Below are 13,368 nucleotides of genomic sequence, written 5' to 3' on the forward strand. Positions count from 1 at the left end.
GAACCAACATGGCACTTCACGACCCAATCCGCCCCGCACGCCAAGAATCGGGCGCCGACGGCAGCGTTCAGGTCCGGCTCGACCCGGTCGACCGCATCGGCAATGCCAAGGTTTTTGCCGTCTATGGCAAGGGCGGCATCGGCAAATCGACCACCTCGTCGAATCTGTCGGCGGCCCTCTCGCTGCTGGGCAAGCGCGTGCTGCAGATCGGGTGCGATCCCAAGCATGACAGCACCTTCACGCTGACCAAAAAGCTGATGCCCACCGTCATCGACGTGCTCGAAACGGTGAACTTCCATCACGAGGAATTGCGGCCCGAGGACTATATGTTCGAAGGTTTCAACGGCGTGATGTGCGTCGAGGCAGGCGGACCGCCTGCGGGAACGGGTTGCGGCGGCTATGTCGTCGGTCAGACGGTGAAATTGCTCAAGCAGCATCACCTGCTCGAGGATACTGATGTCGTGCTGTTCGACGTGCTGGGCGATGTCGTATGCGGCGGCTTTGCCGCGCCGCTGCAACATGCCGAGCGCGCGGTGGTGGTCGCCGCCAATGATTTCGACAGCATCTTCGCGATGAACCGGATCGTCGCGGCGATCCAGGCGAAGTCGAAGAATTACGACGTGCGAATGGCCGGCGTGATCGCCAATCGCTCGGCAGCGACCGACGAGATCGACCGTTTCAACGAGGCCACCGGGCTCAAGCGGCTGGCGCATTTCCCCGATCTCGATGCCATCCGCCGCAGCCGGCTCAAGAAATGCACGCTGTTCGAGATGGAACAGACCCCCGAAGTCGCCGCCGCCTGCGATGAATATAAGCGCCTCGCCGCGCATCTATGGGCGGGCACCGACGCGCTCGATGCCAAGGCGATGAAGGATCGCGACATCTTCGAATTTCTGGGGTTCGAATGATGGCCGCTTCCTATGCCCAGTACCGAACCCAGCTCGAAACCTATTTCGACCGTACCGCGTCGAAGACATGGGAGCAGTTGACGTCGGACGCGCCGGTCAGCCGGATACGCGCCACCGTGCGCGCCGGCCGCGATCGGATGCGGGAAACGTTGCTGTCCTGGCTGCCCGCCGACATGACCGGGCTGCGGCTGCTCGACGCCGGCTGCGGCACCGGATCGCTCGCGGTCGAAGCGGCGCGGCGCGGGGCCGATGTCGTGGCGATCGACATCGCCGGCAGCCTGGTGCACGTCGCCCGCGATCGCGCGCCGGCTGGCCTTTCGATCGACTGGAAAGTGGGTGACATGCTCGATCCCGCACTTGGCCGGTTCAATCATGTCGTGGCGATGGATTCGCTGATCCATTATCCGGCCTTCGACATCGTCGATGTGCTGCGAACCCTGTCCGAACGCACCAGCGGATCGATCGTCTATACCTTCGCCCCGGCCACGCCGATGCTCAACGTCATGCACGCAACGGGCAAGCTGTTCCCGCGCAGTGATCGCGCGCCGGCGATCATTCCGGCGCGTGACCGATTGCTGCGGACGCTGGTCGCCAATGCGATCCCCACCGCCCGCGTTGGCCGTACCCAGCGCATCTCGAGCGGTTTCTACACCAGCCAGGCGATGGAAATCGTCGCGCAATGATCGCCGGGGCCGCCTTCTGGAGCCGGATCGGCACGAAGTTCCTGCCGTTCGCGGATGCAGCGACGCTGGAATTGCCGCTTGGGCGATTGCTGCGGCTGTCGCTGTTCCAGGTTTCGGTCGGCATGGCGGCGGTGTTGCTGACCGGCACGCTCAACCGCGTGATGATCGTCGAACTCGGCATGAGCGTATCGCTGGTCGCGGCGATGGTCGCGATCCCGCTGTTGTTCGCGCCCTTCCGTGCGCTGATCGGCCATCGTTCGGACCATCACCGCTCGGTGCTGGGCTGGAAGCGGGTGCCCTATATCTGGTTCGGCAGCCTGTTGCAGTTTGGTGGCTTCGCCATGCTTCCGTTCGGGATGCTGGTGATGGCGGGCGGCGGAGCCGGGCCGGGCGCGGATTGGTCAGGGCATATCGGCAGCGCCGTGGGCTTCCTGATGGTCGGCGCGGGCATGCACATGACGCAGACCGCAGGGCTAGCGCTCGCGACCGACCTCGCCCCGGTCGAAGCGCGGCCGCGCGTCGTTGCCCTGCTTTATGTCATGCTGCTGGTCGGCATGCTGGTCAGCGCGATCGTCATCGGCCAGCTGCTGCGCGAATTTTCGCCGACCAAGCTGGTGCAGGTCATCTCAGGCGTTGCGATGGCGACGATGGTGCTCAACGTCATCGCCTTGTGGAAGCAGGAGGTGCGCAATCGCACCGCGACGTCGGCTGACCTGCCCCGTCCCGCCTTTGCCGCGCTCTGGGCCGAATTCATCGCCCGCCCGCGCGCCACGCGGCTGCTGGTCGCAGTCGGTATGGGTGCCGCCGCTTTCAGCATGCAGGACGTGCTGCTCGAACCCTATGGCGGATCGATCCTAGGACTTTCGGTCGGTGCGACCACGTCGCTGACCGCGCTATGGGCGGCGGGGATGCTTGCCGGCTTCACCTTGGCGGCGCGCGCGATGGCCAGCCAGGTCGATCCGCTGCGCCTTGCCGGTTTCGGCGGGGTAGTCGGCATCGGCGCATTCTTGTGCGTGCTGTTTGCCGCGCCGCTCAATTCGGTCGCGCTGCTTGGCTTTGGCGCAGCGATGATCGGGCTTGGCGGCGGCCTGTTCTCGGTCGGCACGATGGTCGAGGCGATGGGCATGGCCGAAGACGGCCGCTCGGGCCTTGCGCTCGGCGCCTGGGGTTCGGTGCAGGCGACCTGCGCGGGTGCGGCGATCGCGATCGGCGGCATTGCCCGCGATGTGATCTCCACCGCCGCCGTCGCCACCGATTTCGGATCGACGCTGGCCAATCCGGCCACCGGCTATGGTGTTGTTTATTGCGTAGAAATTCTGTTGCTCCTCGGCACGCTCGTCGCGCTCGGGCCGTTGGTCAGGGGGCGCATCGATGCCCCCCGCCCTGCCCCCGATCGCTTCGGGCTCGGCCAGTTTCCGATTTGAAGGGAGAAGGCCTGTGAACGTCCTCATCACGCCATATTTCGACGTGGCATTGCTTAGTCTGTATACATTCTTCCTCTTTTTCCTGGGGTTGATCGTTTACCTGCGGCGCGAAGATCGCCGCGAAGGCTATCCGATGGAAGACGAAATGACCGGGCGGATCGACGCGCCCGGCGGTTTCTTCAGTGCCGATCCCAAGCGTTTCAAACTGCCGTTCGGCCACGGCGTCGTATCCACCCCGACCCAGGGACGCGAGCCGGTAAACATCGCCGCCTATCGCACCGATCGCTTCGCCGGCGCACCCTATGCCCCGACGGGTGACCCGCTGGTCGACGGGATCGGCCCCGCGGCCTGGGCCGAGCGCGCCAAGCGCCCCGACCTCGATTATGAAGGCCATCCGCGGATCGTGCCGCTGGGCAGCAACAGCGACTTCTGGATCGTCAAGGGCGATCCCGATCCGCGCGGGTTCGACGTGGTGTCGGCCGATGGCCAAGTGGTCGGCAAGATCAGTGAAATCTGGATCGACAAGGCCGACCGGCTGATCCGCTATCTCACCGTCGATCTTGCCACCGTGCCGGGCAAATCGGTCCTCGCCCCGATGTTCATGTCGACGATCGAACGGCGCAAAAGCCGGGTCGTGATCGACGCGATCACCGCCGCGCAATTCGCCAATGTTCCCGATGCCGGAGCCGATGGCACGCTCACGCTGTACGACGAAGAGCGGATCCAGGCCTATTACGGCGGCGGCTACCTCTATGCCAACCGCGAACGTCAGGAGCCAATCCTGTGATCACTGAATATGACATCGAGCCGGTCCCCGGCCTTCCCGCACCGCTGCCCCGGGGCGAGCGGATCATCTGGCAGGGCAAGCCGCAATGGCGCCAATTGGCCCGAACCGCGTTTCACACGCGATTGGTTGCGGTGTATTTCACGCTGCTGACGATCGCTGCAGCAATCGGATCGGGCGGTGCCTTGTTCGGCACCGCGATGACCGCGGCATCTGGCGTGGTCTGCGTCGGCCTCCTATCGCTCCTCGCCTGGGGCACCGCCCGCGGCGCGGTGTATACGCTCACCGACAAGCGGCTCGTGCTGCGGATCGGCATTGCGCTGCCCAAGTGCATCAACCTGCCGCTGACGCTGGTCGGATCGGTCGATCTTGCCCCGCGCGCCGATGGTACGGGAGATGTTGCATTGCATGTCACCGGGGCGCAGAACCTTGGTTATGTTGCGCTTTGGCCCCATGCTCGTCCGTGGAAGCTTTCGAAGCCACAGCCGATGCTGCGCAGCATCGCCGATGCCGACAAGGTCGGCGCATTGATCGCGCGGATGTGCCTGTCAGCCAATCCGCAAGGGCAATTGACCCCCGCCGTGGTGCCGCAACAGGCCGATCATGGCTATGGCGAGGCAGTGGCAGCATGAGCACGGATAGCCACGAAACCACGGTGCCGCGCGGCGCGCTGGCGATGGTCGCCGGCCTGGTCGGGATCGCACTCGCGATGACCGCCGGCTTTCGCATCGCGCAATTGCCGCCGACCGCGTCGCCGGTTGCCGAGCGCACCGCCGGGCAAGTGGCTATGGTGGATAGCAAGATGCTTCGCTTCACCGATCGCGCCGATGGCGGCGTGCTGATCGAACGCATCGGCGACACCCCTGCGGTGATCGAGCCGGGCCAGCAGACCGGCTTCGTTCGCGGCGTCATGCGCGGCATGGCGCGCGACCGGCGGATGCGCGGGATCGGCAACGAACCACCCTTCAGGCTTACCTCCTGGGCCAATGGCGGCCTGTCGCTGGACGATCCGTCGACCGGGCGCGTGGTGGAACTGAACGGTTTTGGTAGCGACAACCGCGCCGCCTTTGCGGCCTTGCTGGACAAGGGACCGACCACATGATCGCCCGCAAGCGTTTCGACACCCCCTGCCGCATCGAAGTCGAGCATAGCGACGAGTTTCTTTGCGCGCATGTCCACCTGGCGGGCGGTGTCGCGCTTGAACCTGGCGACAGTGTCCATGTCCATGGCGAACCGATCCATGTCGATTTCGGCCAGCGCCGCAGCTTCGACCGGATCGCCACCGTCGAGCGCGCGGGGCTGGTCGAGCGGCTCTGGACCAAATTCGCCGGCCATTTCGAAATGACCGAATTATACGAAGTCAGCTTCAGCCCGAGGAGCCTCACATGAACGCGACCACCAGCCTTGCCGCCGCAGACACGATGGCGATCGCGAGCCAGGACACCGTCCTGTCGCCGCGCTTCTACACCACCGATTTCGACGCACTCGATGCGATCGACGTGTCGAGCGTGCGCGCCGAGTGGGACGTGCTGATCGGCGAATTGGCGGCCGACCCGCGCAAGGCGCATTTCAAGCGCACCCGCGCGTTTGAAGGGGTGATCGAAAGCCTGCCCGACGGGCTTCGCGAAGAGTTCATCGATTTCCTGGTCAGCTCGCTCACCGCCGAATTTTCAGGCTGCATCCTCTATGCCGAAATCGCGAAGCGGACCAACAATCCCGACATGAAGCAGCTTTTCCGGCTGATGAGCCGCGATGAAAGCCGCCATGCCGGGTTCATCAACGACACGCTCAAGGATGCCGGCATCGGTATCGACCTTGGCTTTCTCACGCGCGCCAAGAAATACACGTATTTCCGGCCGAAGTTCATCTTCTATGCGACCTATCTGTCCGAAAAGATCGGCTATGCGCGCTACATCACGATCTTCCGCCATCTGGCGTGCCACCCGGAACATCGCTTCCACCCGATCTTCAACTGGTTCGAGGAATGGTGCAACGACGAGTTCAGCCATGGCGAGGCATTCGCGCTGTTGATGCGCGCCGATCCCAAGCTGCTGGCGGGCACCAACAAGCTGTGGATCCGCTTCTTCCTGGTGGCGGTCTATTCGACGATGTATATCCGCGACCATAATCGGCCATTGTTCCATCAGGGACTTGGCATCGACCCCACCGATTATGACCTTCAGGTCTATCGCGTCTGTTCGGCGATCACGCGGCAGGTGTTCCCGGTGGTGCTCGATACCGACAGCGCAGGCTTTCGCGGCGGCTTGGAAGCGATCCGCCTCGCCTCGCTTCGGATCGAAGCGGGCAAGCGCCAGGGCGGCGTGGTCGGCATGTTCAAACGGGTAACCGGCATGGCGGCGGCGGGGTTCGCCTTCGCCCGGCTATATTGCCACCGCGCCGAACGGAACGAGGCACCCGCAAGCGTTCGGATGGTGCCCGCCTGGTGACCTTTCCACCGCTTCTGTTTGCCCTGCTCATGTGGTTTGTCGGCACCGCTGCGGTGGTGTGGCTCGACAGCCGCGCGCACGCCACGTTCCGCACCAGCTTCCGGCTGGCCGGGCTGGCGGCACTGGCGGCAACGGTTGCGGTCTGGTGGGTAGCGGGCGATGCAAGCGCGGGCGGTGCTTATGTCAGCTTTGCCGCAGCGATCGTCATCTGGGGCTGGCATGAAATGGGGTTCCTGATGGGCTTCGTCGCCGGCCCGCGCCGCGCGCCTTGCCCACCGGGCATCACCGGCATGGCGCGGTTTCGCGCGGCGACCGGAACGGTGATCCATCACGAACTGGCGTTGGCGGCGACGGTGCTGGTGCTCTTCGCGCTGTGCTGGGGCCAGCCCAACCAGACCGCTCCGCTCACCTTCGCGCTGCTGTTCGTGTTGCGGCTTTCGGCGAAGATCAATCTGTTCCTGGGCGTGGCAAATCTGTCGGACGAGATTTTCCCGGCGCACCTGGCCTATCTAAAGTCCTATTTCGGCAAGCGGCCGATCAACGTCTGGTATCCCGTGTCGGTGGCGCTCGGCGTCGCGCAGGTGATCTGGGCGTGGCATTTCGCGCAAGCATCAGCCGGGGGCGCGGCGATCACCGCGATGCTGCTGGTTGGCCTCGGCGCGCTCGGCGTGGTCGAGCATCTGTTTCTGGTCCTGCCACTGCGTGACGGGAAGATGTGGGTTTGGGCCTCGGCCACAAAGCCCAAAACAACGGCGGTACGAACCGCCACACTGGATTGAACGGGGAGGTATCGCATGGACTATGAAGCGTTTTTCCAGTCGGAACTGGATGTCCTGCGCGAAGACGGTCGCTATCGGGTGTTTGCCGAGCTGGAGCGCAAGGCCGGCGCTTTCCCCAACGCCACCTGCTTCAATCACGCCGGGGTCGATAAGGTCACCGTATGGTGTTCGAACGACTATCTCGGCATGGGCCAGCATCCGGCGGTACTCAGCGCGATGCACGAAACGCTCGATCGCTGCGGCGCGGGATCGGGCGGCACCCGCAACATATCGGGCACCACCCACGCGCATGTCGATCTCGAGCGTGAACTCGCCGATCTGCATGGCAAGGAATCGGCGCTATTGTTCACCAGCGGCTATGTTTCGAACTGGGCAGCGCTGTCGACGCTTGCCGCGCGCATCCCCGGCTGCATCGTCTTGTCCGACGCGCTCAACCACGCCAGCATGATCGAAGGCATCCGCCACAGCCGCGCCGAATGCCACCGCTTCGCGCATAACGACCCCGAAGACCTCGACCGCCGCCTGTCGGCGATGGACCCTGCCCGCCCCAAATTGGTGGTGTTCGAAAGCGTCTATTCGATGGACGGTGACATCGCCCCGATCGAGGGAATCCTCGACGTGTGCGAACGCCACGGCGCGATGAGCTATATCGACGAAGTCCACGGCGTCGGCCTCTATGGCCCACGCGGTGGCGGCGTCGCCGAGGCGCGCGGTCTGATGGACCGGATCACCGTGATCGAGGGGACGCTGGGCAAAGCGTTCGGCGTGATGGGCGGCTATATCGCGGGTTCAGCAGCGGTCTGCGATTTCGTTCGCAGCTTCGCCAGCGGTTTCATCTTCACGACAGCGCTGCCCCCCGCGCTGGCCGCGGGTGCCGCCGCCAGCATCCGCCACCTCAAGGTTAGCCAGGTCGAGCGCGAGAAGCATCAGGAGCGGGTCGCCTATGTCCGCCGCCGCCTCGACGCGATCGGCATCCCGACGATCGAAAACCCCAGCCACATCATCCCGGTGATGGTGGGCGATGCCAAGAAGTGCAAACGCATCAGCGACTGGCTGATGGAGCATCACGGCATCTATGTGCAACCGATCAACTATCCAACCGTCCCGGTCGGCACCGAGCGGCTTCGCCTCACGCCCTCGCCGGTGCATTCGGACGACGATGTCGACCGGCTGGTTCGCGGCCTGAGCGAAATCTGGTCGATGTGCGAACTGGCACGGCGCGAAATGGCGGCGTGACTCAAGGCAGTGGTGCCGGAGGCGATCCGACACCGCTCAGGCTTGGGGCGACGGCCTAGACCAAAGGCGAAACTGCGTTTTGTTAAGCGGCTGAAAGGCTCGGCGAACGCTCAAGCCAGGGCGCGGTTATTCCTCAAATCCCTTGCGCAACCGCCGCGCCAGGATCCACACCAGCCCCATCACCAGCGGCACCGCGCCAGCGACGATATAGGGCTTGGCTTCGGCCCCCGCCGGATAGGCGAGATAGCCGATCAGCGACACGAGATAATAGCTGATCGCCACCACTGACAGCCCCTCGACCGCCTGTTGCAGCCGCAACTGCAATTTGGTGCGCTGGTCCATCGACTCGAGCAAGTCGCGATTCTGTTTCGCCAGCGCGATGTCGATCCGGGTGCGCAGCAGCGAGCTGGTCCAGGCGGTGCGCTGCGACAAATCCTCCAGCCGGTTCGAAAAGCTGGCGCAGGTCCGCACCGCCGGCACCAATCGGCGCTCGGTAAAATCGGCCAGGGTCTGAAACCCGCGCACCGGCCCGATCCCCAGGCTCCGCAGCCGCTCCATGCTCAGCTCGGAATAGGCGCGGGTGGCACTCATCCGATAGCGCGTCTCAGCGACCAACCGGGCAAGCTCGGCAGCAACGAAGGTGAGTTCGTCGAGCAGCGAGTCGTCATTGGTGCTGCGCTCGGACACCTCATGCGTCAGCGCCGACAGCCTGGCCTCGATCGCGGTCACCTCGGGCGTCAACCGCTGCGCCATCGGCAGGCCGAGCAACGCCATGTTGCGATAATTGCCAAGCTCCTGCAATCGAACCACCAGTTGCGCCGCCTCATCGCCTTCCAACGAAATATCGTCGATCAACAACCGGCCAAAGCCGTCGGGATGCAGCATGAAATCCGACGCGATCCGCGCTTTGCCATCGGCAACGTCGCATACCACGATCGCCGACGCATCGAACCAGGTCGACAGCGTCTCGCGCGGCGGCATCCCCGCCGCATGGCGCAGCACCGCGATCTGGGTCGCGCGGATTACTTCGCCCGGCAGGCCGATCAGGATCGATGCGGCCTCGCCATCGAACACCCCGGTGTCAAACGGGTCGTCGAACGCGCCCTCCAGGACGAGGGTGAAGCTCGCAAACTCGGTATGCCCCTCCCACACCAAGGTGAACGGCCCGATCGGCAGCACAGCATAGCGCGAAGCCGGCGCGATGCTCAGCCCGTGGGCGGTGGCAACATCCTCGATATAGGCGCGGCTCTCGCGCGCTGCCGCACCGCCCAGCAGGGTCACGACCTGCAACAATCGGCACGGGCTGGAAAAGCGCGGCAGCCGCCGGACATGCATTTCGGCGGAGAGGCTCGCGCGCAGCGGATGGCTGCGGTCGCTAAGGTCGTGCATCGCCCCTCCGGTCCGCCCCCGGGAAGAGGCTAAGATATTCCCTGCAACGGCGTTAGCATCTTATCGCGCTCGTGTTGCGCTATACGAAGGACTGTATCCGCCCGCCCAAGCCGGGAAGGACAGCCAGCACCTTCAGGCGCAACACGAACCGCAACCGGATCGATGCAACCCTTATCGCGCCACCGGCGCACTGGATTGATCGGCCACAGGGCTGGCAGTTACCGCCTCGGTCGAAGCAACCGCCGGAGTCATTACGGCCTGGCCAGCAACGCCGCCGCCATTCTTGGCAACGGCCACCGGTCCTGACGGCCCACGCAAGGTCGGCGACCGCGCGATCATGCTCACCCCGCCCAGCGGCTTTTGCAGGCCCTGATGGCAAGTCATGCAGTTCACCTTATACGGATCGCCCTGCGGTCCCTTGCGGTTGGCGGGGAAGATCGGCGTCAGCGGCGTGATATGGGCATCATTGATACTGCCGACCATCCGAATACCGTACCAGGCCGTAACCCGCTGTGGACGGCTGATATTCCAGGAACTGAGCGACTGCGAATTATGGCAGAAGGTGCAATTTACCCCAAGCGAGGTGGATAGGTGCATCATGAAGCCGTAACTGGCCTCTGCTTCCTTTGTCGACTTGCCCATGCCCTCGCCATAGGCGGGGTAGATCGTCTTGCCCGCCACCCGCGAATTGCCCTTGCCCGTCAGATACATCGAAAACGGATCATTGGGCAGCGAGGAATAGGCGACTGCCGGGCTTGGCGTATTTTGCCCGCGCTTGTTGCCCAAAATCGAATTGGGATTGGCCGCGCCAGGTTCCGCCGCCCAAACATACTCGGGCACCGCATTGCCGCGATGGCAAGTGTAACAGGTAACGCCAGTCTGCTGGACGTGGCTCGACCATTTCGAGTTCACTTCCTGCGTCATCAACAGCATCTGGCGCGCGACCAGCTTGGTATAGACTTCATCGGAAGCCATGTTGGCGGGGTTGTGGCAATAATTGCACCCCTGTTCTGGCGGCGCGATCCACTGCGTGATCTGCGCCATCAAATGGTTGAACCGCTCGGCAGACACATTGCCCAGCACCTGGACGTTTTCATACACCTCGCTTGCCTTTGGCCCGGTGTCGGGCGGCAGCGGATAGGGATCGTCCGGGATCGGCACCTGTTCCTTGATGTTGGTCACGTCGGTGATCTGCGCCATGGCGGTGCCGCGAAAGCCGGTCTGGACCACTTTTTTAGGCCCGAGATCACAGCCGGAAAGCATGATCGCCGCGCCGGCCACGCCGGCGCATAGGGCGAAGGGACGATGGCGCATACTCATTGCGGTGCTCCCGAAAGTGAGGGATCGACCACGCCGGTGCCGGGATAGGCAGGCGCATAGCCATGCTGGATGGCCCATAGATACCAGTTATCAACCACCGTACCCGTCAGCAAGATGCCGATACCCCCGGTGATCGTCGTCAGCACCGCGAACCACCATGCCCAGCGATGGATCGATTCCATCGTGGCGTTGAAGCCCATCGTCCAGCGCCAGAACAAGCCGGCACGTTCGGATGCAGTACCGCGATCGGTGATCTGTTCAATCTCGCGCTCGCCGCCATAGCGGCCCACCGCCAGGATGGTCGCACCATGCATGGCGAACAACAGCGTCGATCCGTAGAGGAACACGATCGAAAGCGCATGAAATGGATTATAGAACAGATTGCCGTACCGAATGGAGAAAGCGGCGGTCCAATCGAGATGAGGGAAGATGCCGAACGGCACCGCCTCAGCCCAGCTGCCCATCAGCATCGGGCGGATGAAGCCCAGCACCAGCATCAGCCAGATCGCGCTAAGGAAAGCCCAGGCGACATGCGTTCCCATGCCAAGCGCCTTGGCACGCCGGTAGGTCCGAACGCACCACAACAGCACGCTGGTGGTCATCAGCAGCCCCGCAAGGATCCACCAGCCACCCTGCGCCAGCGGCACGAACGGGCTGAAGCCCCATTCCGGCCCTGGCGGCTCGAGCGCCAGCCAGAATAATTGGCGGGCGAACTGCACCGGGTCCCAGTTGACCGAAGCCCACATGTTCAGGCCGATGATCTCAAAGGCCAGGAAACCGCAGATCAGCGATGCCATGCCCAATGGTCCCAGATAGATCGGGCCAAGCTGGGCGTTGCCGAACTTGCCCATCCAATAGGAGTAGCTACCCAGTCCGGTGCGGCCAAAGGTAGCATCGTGCATCGGTGGGCCCATTTCGGGCGCTGCGCGAAGCTGTACCTGGGTGAAGAGATTCTGATAGCGTGCCATGTCGTTTCTCCTCAGCTCCAGATCGGCAGGTCGAGCCACCACGTCCACCATTCGGGCCAGCCGCGTGTCCACAATGGTCCCGAGATGATGATGCAGACCGCGCTCCAGAACCCTGCCGACAGCGCCAGGAACAGGCCGACGCGGTGGATCCCAAGTGTACCGACCGAATAGCCGATCGTGTCGCGGAAGAAGCTGTCCTCATATTCGGGCGATTTCACCTCGCCCAATGTCCCGTCGCGATTGCGTGCCGGGTTTACCGCCGACAACACCAGTGCCCCGTGGAGCGAAAGCGCCAGGGTGGTGGTGAAGAAGAAGGTCACCGCCAGCATGTGCGCGGGGTTATAATGGAAGTGTAGATACTGGTATCCGGTGTTCGACACCCAATCGAGATGGCTGAAGATGCCATAAGGGAAACCATGTCCCCAGGCGCCCAGCCAGACCGGGCGGATCACTACCAGGCTGATATAGGCAAAGATCGCGACGCCAAAGGCGACCGGCACATGATAGCCCATACCAAGCTTGCGACAGATTTCGACCTCGCGCAGTGCCCAGGACACGAACGCCCCGATCGCGCAGACGGTGATGATCTGCCAGAAGCCGCCCTCGCGCAGCGGCGCAAGCGACAGGCCATAGCTGAGGTCAGGCGGCTCGATCGATATCAGCCACGGGTTCCACGTCGGCCCGAGCGATGCGTCGTAAAAGATCAACAAGGTGCCGAGCGCCGCGAAAAACGCGGTCGTCACCCCGAAAAAGCCGACATAGAATGGCCCGACCCAAAAGTCGAACAGGTCGCCGCCAAGCAGCGTCCCCCCGCGCACGCGGTATTTCCGCTCGAAACTAAGCAGCGCCATGAGCCATTCCTCCCGCGCGCGGGCAATCGTCCCGGCGTCGTTGCGGTTTCAGTAATTGGTGGGTGGCGAGTTCACGTCCCTGAAGGACGCGACCTCGCCTGCCCTGCCCCGCGCGCCGGGATGGCACGCGGGATATTCGACATCAGCTACCCGGAGCAGCAGCCGGCGCGCTCATCGCGGCGGGTGTGTTCTTGGGGCCGTCAAGCCAGTTGAACCGGTCGGTGCTGAGCAAGATGAAATGAATCACGATCGCCAACACGAACAGGAAGATGAACAACGCGACGAGTGTGCGCCGCGGATCGAAGATCAGCCAGGTTCTCCACATGACGGACGCTCCTTATGCCAAGAGGGCGGTAAACGTGGCTTGCGCCACTGCGACGCCATCGCTCAGCGCGGCATAGCCGTTGGGACCGGGGAACCAGGGCCGCCAGCTCCACAACAGGAAGTGCGCGATGATCGCCACGATGGTGAAGCCGATGAAGCTTGCGAGGAAGAGTTTATGAAACTCTTTGGCTTCTTCGGGGGTCAGGTAGGTTCCTGGCCCCATCCTTTCGTCTCTGATGTCACTCATGTCTGTCG

The 13,368-nt window shown here is 63.6% G+C and carries 16 protein-coding genes; 10 read left to right on the top strand and 6 right to left on the bottom strand.

Going from position 1 to position 13,368, the window contains the following annotated elements:
- Positions 1 to 8 precede the first annotated feature (8 nt).
- From bchL to hemA, 10 genes are read left to right on the top strand one after another with little or no spacing between them, the layout of a single operon-like run.
- The gene (gene bchL / locus QU44_RS03560; protein WP_033920118.1) at positions 9 to 908 is read left to right on the top strand and encodes a ferredoxin:protochlorophyllide reductase (ATP-dependent) iron-sulfur ATP-binding protein; all 900 of its coding nucleotides are present in this window, start codon (positions 9 to 11) and stop codon (positions 906 to 908) included.
- A complete protein-coding gene (gene bchM, locus QU44_RS03565; protein ID WP_033920119.1) occupies positions 905 to 1,591 on the top strand; it encodes a magnesium protoporphyrin IX methyltransferase in 687 nt (228 codons plus the stop codon). Before bchL ends, bchM begins: the two co-directional genes overlap by 4 nt.
- Positions 1,588 to 3,015, top strand: coding sequence for a BCD family MFS transporter (locus QU44_RS03570; RefSeq protein WP_033920120.1), 1,428 nt, complete (start codon positions 1,588 to 1,590; stop codon positions 3,013 to 3,015). Before bchM ends, QU44_RS03570 begins: the two co-directional genes overlap by 4 nt.
- 13 nt (positions 3,016 to 3,028) lie before the next feature.
- Entirely contained in the window at positions 3,029 to 3,802 is a 774-nt protein-coding gene (puhA, locus tag QU44_RS03575) for a photosynthetic reaction center subunit H (protein WP_033920121.1), read from the top strand.
- Entirely contained in the window at positions 3,799 to 4,431 is a 633-nt protein-coding gene (gene puhB, locus QU44_RS03580) for a photosynthetic complex putative assembly protein PuhB (RefSeq protein ID WP_231621599.1), read from the top strand. Before puhA ends, puhB begins: the two co-directional genes overlap by 4 nt.
- The gene (gene puhC, locus QU44_RS03585; RefSeq protein WP_033920122.1) at positions 4,428 to 4,901 is read left to right on the top strand and encodes a photosynthetic complex assembly protein PuhC; all 474 of its coding nucleotides are present in this window, start codon (positions 4,428 to 4,430) and stop codon (positions 4,899 to 4,901) included. Before puhB ends, puhC begins: the two co-directional genes overlap by 4 nt.
- A complete protein-coding gene (locus QU44_RS03590; protein WP_033920123.1) occupies positions 4,898 to 5,188 on the top strand; it encodes a hypothetical protein in 291 nt (96 codons plus the stop codon). Before puhC ends, QU44_RS03590 begins: the two co-directional genes overlap by 4 nt.
- Positions 5,185 to 6,246 carry a magnesium-protoporphyrin IX monomethyl ester (oxidative) cyclase gene (gene acsF / locus QU44_RS03595; protein ID WP_033920124.1) on the top strand — a complete coding sequence of 354 codons (1,062 nt, stop codon included), beginning with the start codon at positions 5,185 to 5,187 and terminating at the stop codon, positions 6,244 to 6,246. The genes QU44_RS03590 and acsF overlap by 4 nt, the downstream gene beginning before the upstream one ends.
- On the top strand, positions 6,243 to 7,025 hold the full coding sequence (gene puhE / locus QU44_RS03600; protein ID WP_033920125.1) for a putative photosynthetic complex assembly protein PuhE: 783 nt from the start codon (positions 6,243 to 6,245) through the stop codon (positions 7,023 to 7,025). The genes acsF and puhE overlap by 4 nt, the downstream gene beginning before the upstream one ends.
- Positions 7,026 to 7,040: 15 nt before the next feature.
- Positions 7,041 to 8,261 (top strand): 5-aminolevulinate synthase, encoded by a 1,221-nt coding sequence (gene hemA / locus QU44_RS03605; protein ID WP_033920126.1) that lies wholly within the window; start codon positions 7,041 to 7,043, stop codon positions 8,259 to 8,261.
- A 126-nt stretch (positions 8,262 to 8,387) separates the two neighbouring features.
- Here hemA and QU44_RS03610 read toward each other — a convergent pair whose 3' ends face one another.
- The 6 genes from QU44_RS03610 to pufB all read right to left on the bottom strand — a co-directional run bounded on the left by QU44_RS03610 (position 8,388) and on the right by pufB (position 13,360).
- Positions 8,388 to 9,650: a DUF3422 domain-containing protein gene (locus tag QU44_RS03610; RefSeq protein WP_033920127.1), complete on the bottom strand. Its 1,263-nt coding sequence runs from the start codon at positions 9,648 to 9,650 to the stop codon at positions 8,388 to 8,390.
- 171 nt (positions 9,651 to 9,821) lie between these two features.
- Positions 9,822 to 10,970, bottom strand: a complete 1,149-nt coding sequence (gene pufC, locus QU44_RS03615) for a photosynthetic reaction center cytochrome PufC (RefSeq protein ID WP_052134295.1) — start codon at positions 10,968 to 10,970, stop codon at positions 9,822 to 9,824.
- A complete protein-coding gene (gene pufM / locus QU44_RS03620) occupies positions 10,967 to 11,938 on the bottom strand; it encodes a photosynthetic reaction center subunit M (RefSeq protein ID WP_033920128.1) in 972 nt (323 codons plus the stop codon). Before pufM ends, pufC begins: the two co-directional genes overlap by 4 nt.
- An 11-nt stretch (positions 11,939 to 11,949) precedes the next feature.
- A complete protein-coding gene (gene pufL, locus QU44_RS03625; RefSeq protein ID WP_033920129.1) occupies positions 11,950 to 12,789 on the bottom strand; it encodes a photosynthetic reaction center subunit L in 840 nt (279 codons plus the stop codon).
- Between the two features lie 142 nt (positions 12,790 to 12,931).
- A complete protein-coding gene (gene pufA, locus QU44_RS03630; protein WP_033920130.1) occupies positions 12,932 to 13,114 on the bottom strand; it encodes a light-harvesting antenna LH1, alpha subunit in 183 nt (60 codons plus the stop codon).
- 12 nt (positions 13,115 to 13,126) lie between these two features.
- On the bottom strand, positions 13,127 to 13,360 hold the full coding sequence (gene pufB / locus QU44_RS03635; protein ID WP_052134304.1) for a light-harvesting antenna LH1, beta subunit: 234 nt from the start codon (positions 13,358 to 13,360) through the stop codon (positions 13,127 to 13,129).
- Positions 13,361 to 13,368: the final 8 nt, after the last annotated feature.

It is taken from the genome of Sphingomonas sp. 37zxx, from assembly GCF_000786205.1.
Lineage (GTDB): Bacteria > Pseudomonadota > Alphaproteobacteria > Sphingomonadales > Sphingomonadaceae > Sphingomonas.

What these genes read in the sequence shown, in the direction of transcription:
- bchL (WP_033920118.1), top strand. Translation starts at nt 9, where the DNA reads ATGGCACTTCACGACCCAATCCGCCCCGCACGCCAAGAATCGGGCGCC.
- bchM (WP_033920119.1), top strand. Translation starts at nt 905, where the DNA reads ATGATGGCCGCTTCCTATGCCCAGTACCGAACCCAGCTCGAAACCTAT.
- QU44_RS03570 (WP_033920120.1), top strand. Translation starts at nt 1,588, where the DNA reads ATGATCGCCGGGGCCGCCTTCTGGAGCCGGATCGGCACGAAGTTCCTG.
- puhC (WP_033920122.1), top strand. Translation starts at nt 4,428, where the DNA reads ATGAGCACGGATAGCCACGAAACCACGGTGCCGCGCGGCGCGCTGGCG.
- QU44_RS03590 (WP_033920123.1), top strand. Translation starts at nt 4,898, where the DNA reads ATGATCGCCCGCAAGCGTTTCGACACCCCCTGCCGCATCGAAGTCGAG.
- acsF (WP_033920124.1), top strand. Translation starts at nt 5,185, where the DNA reads ATGAACGCGACCACCAGCCTTGCCGCCGCAGACACGATGGCGATCGCG.
- hemA (WP_033920126.1), top strand. Translation starts at nt 7,041, where the DNA reads ATGGACTATGAAGCGTTTTTCCAGTCGGAACTGGATGTCCTGCGCGAA.
- QU44_RS03610 (WP_033920127.1), bottom strand. Translation starts at nt 9,650, where the DNA reads ATGCACGACCTTAGCGACCGCAGCCATCCGCTGCGCGCGAGCCTCTCC.
- pufC (WP_052134295.1), bottom strand. Translation starts at nt 10,970, where the DNA reads ATGAGTATGCGCCATCGTCCCTTCGCCCTATGCGCCGGCGTGGCCGGC.
- pufM (WP_033920128.1), bottom strand. Translation starts at nt 11,938, where the DNA reads ATGGCACGCTATCAGAATCTCTTCACCCAGGTACAGCTTCGCGCAGCG.
- pufL (WP_033920129.1), bottom strand. Translation starts at nt 12,789, where the DNA reads ATGGCGCTGCTTAGTTTCGAGCGGAAATACCGCGTGCGCGGGGGGACG.
- pufA (WP_033920130.1), bottom strand. Translation starts at nt 13,114, where the DNA reads ATGTGGAGAACCTGGCTGATCTTCGATCCGCGGCGCACACTCGTCGCG.
- pufB (WP_052134304.1), bottom strand. Translation starts at nt 13,360, where the DNA reads ATGAGTGACATCAGAGACGAAAGGATGGGGCCAGGAACCTACCTGACC.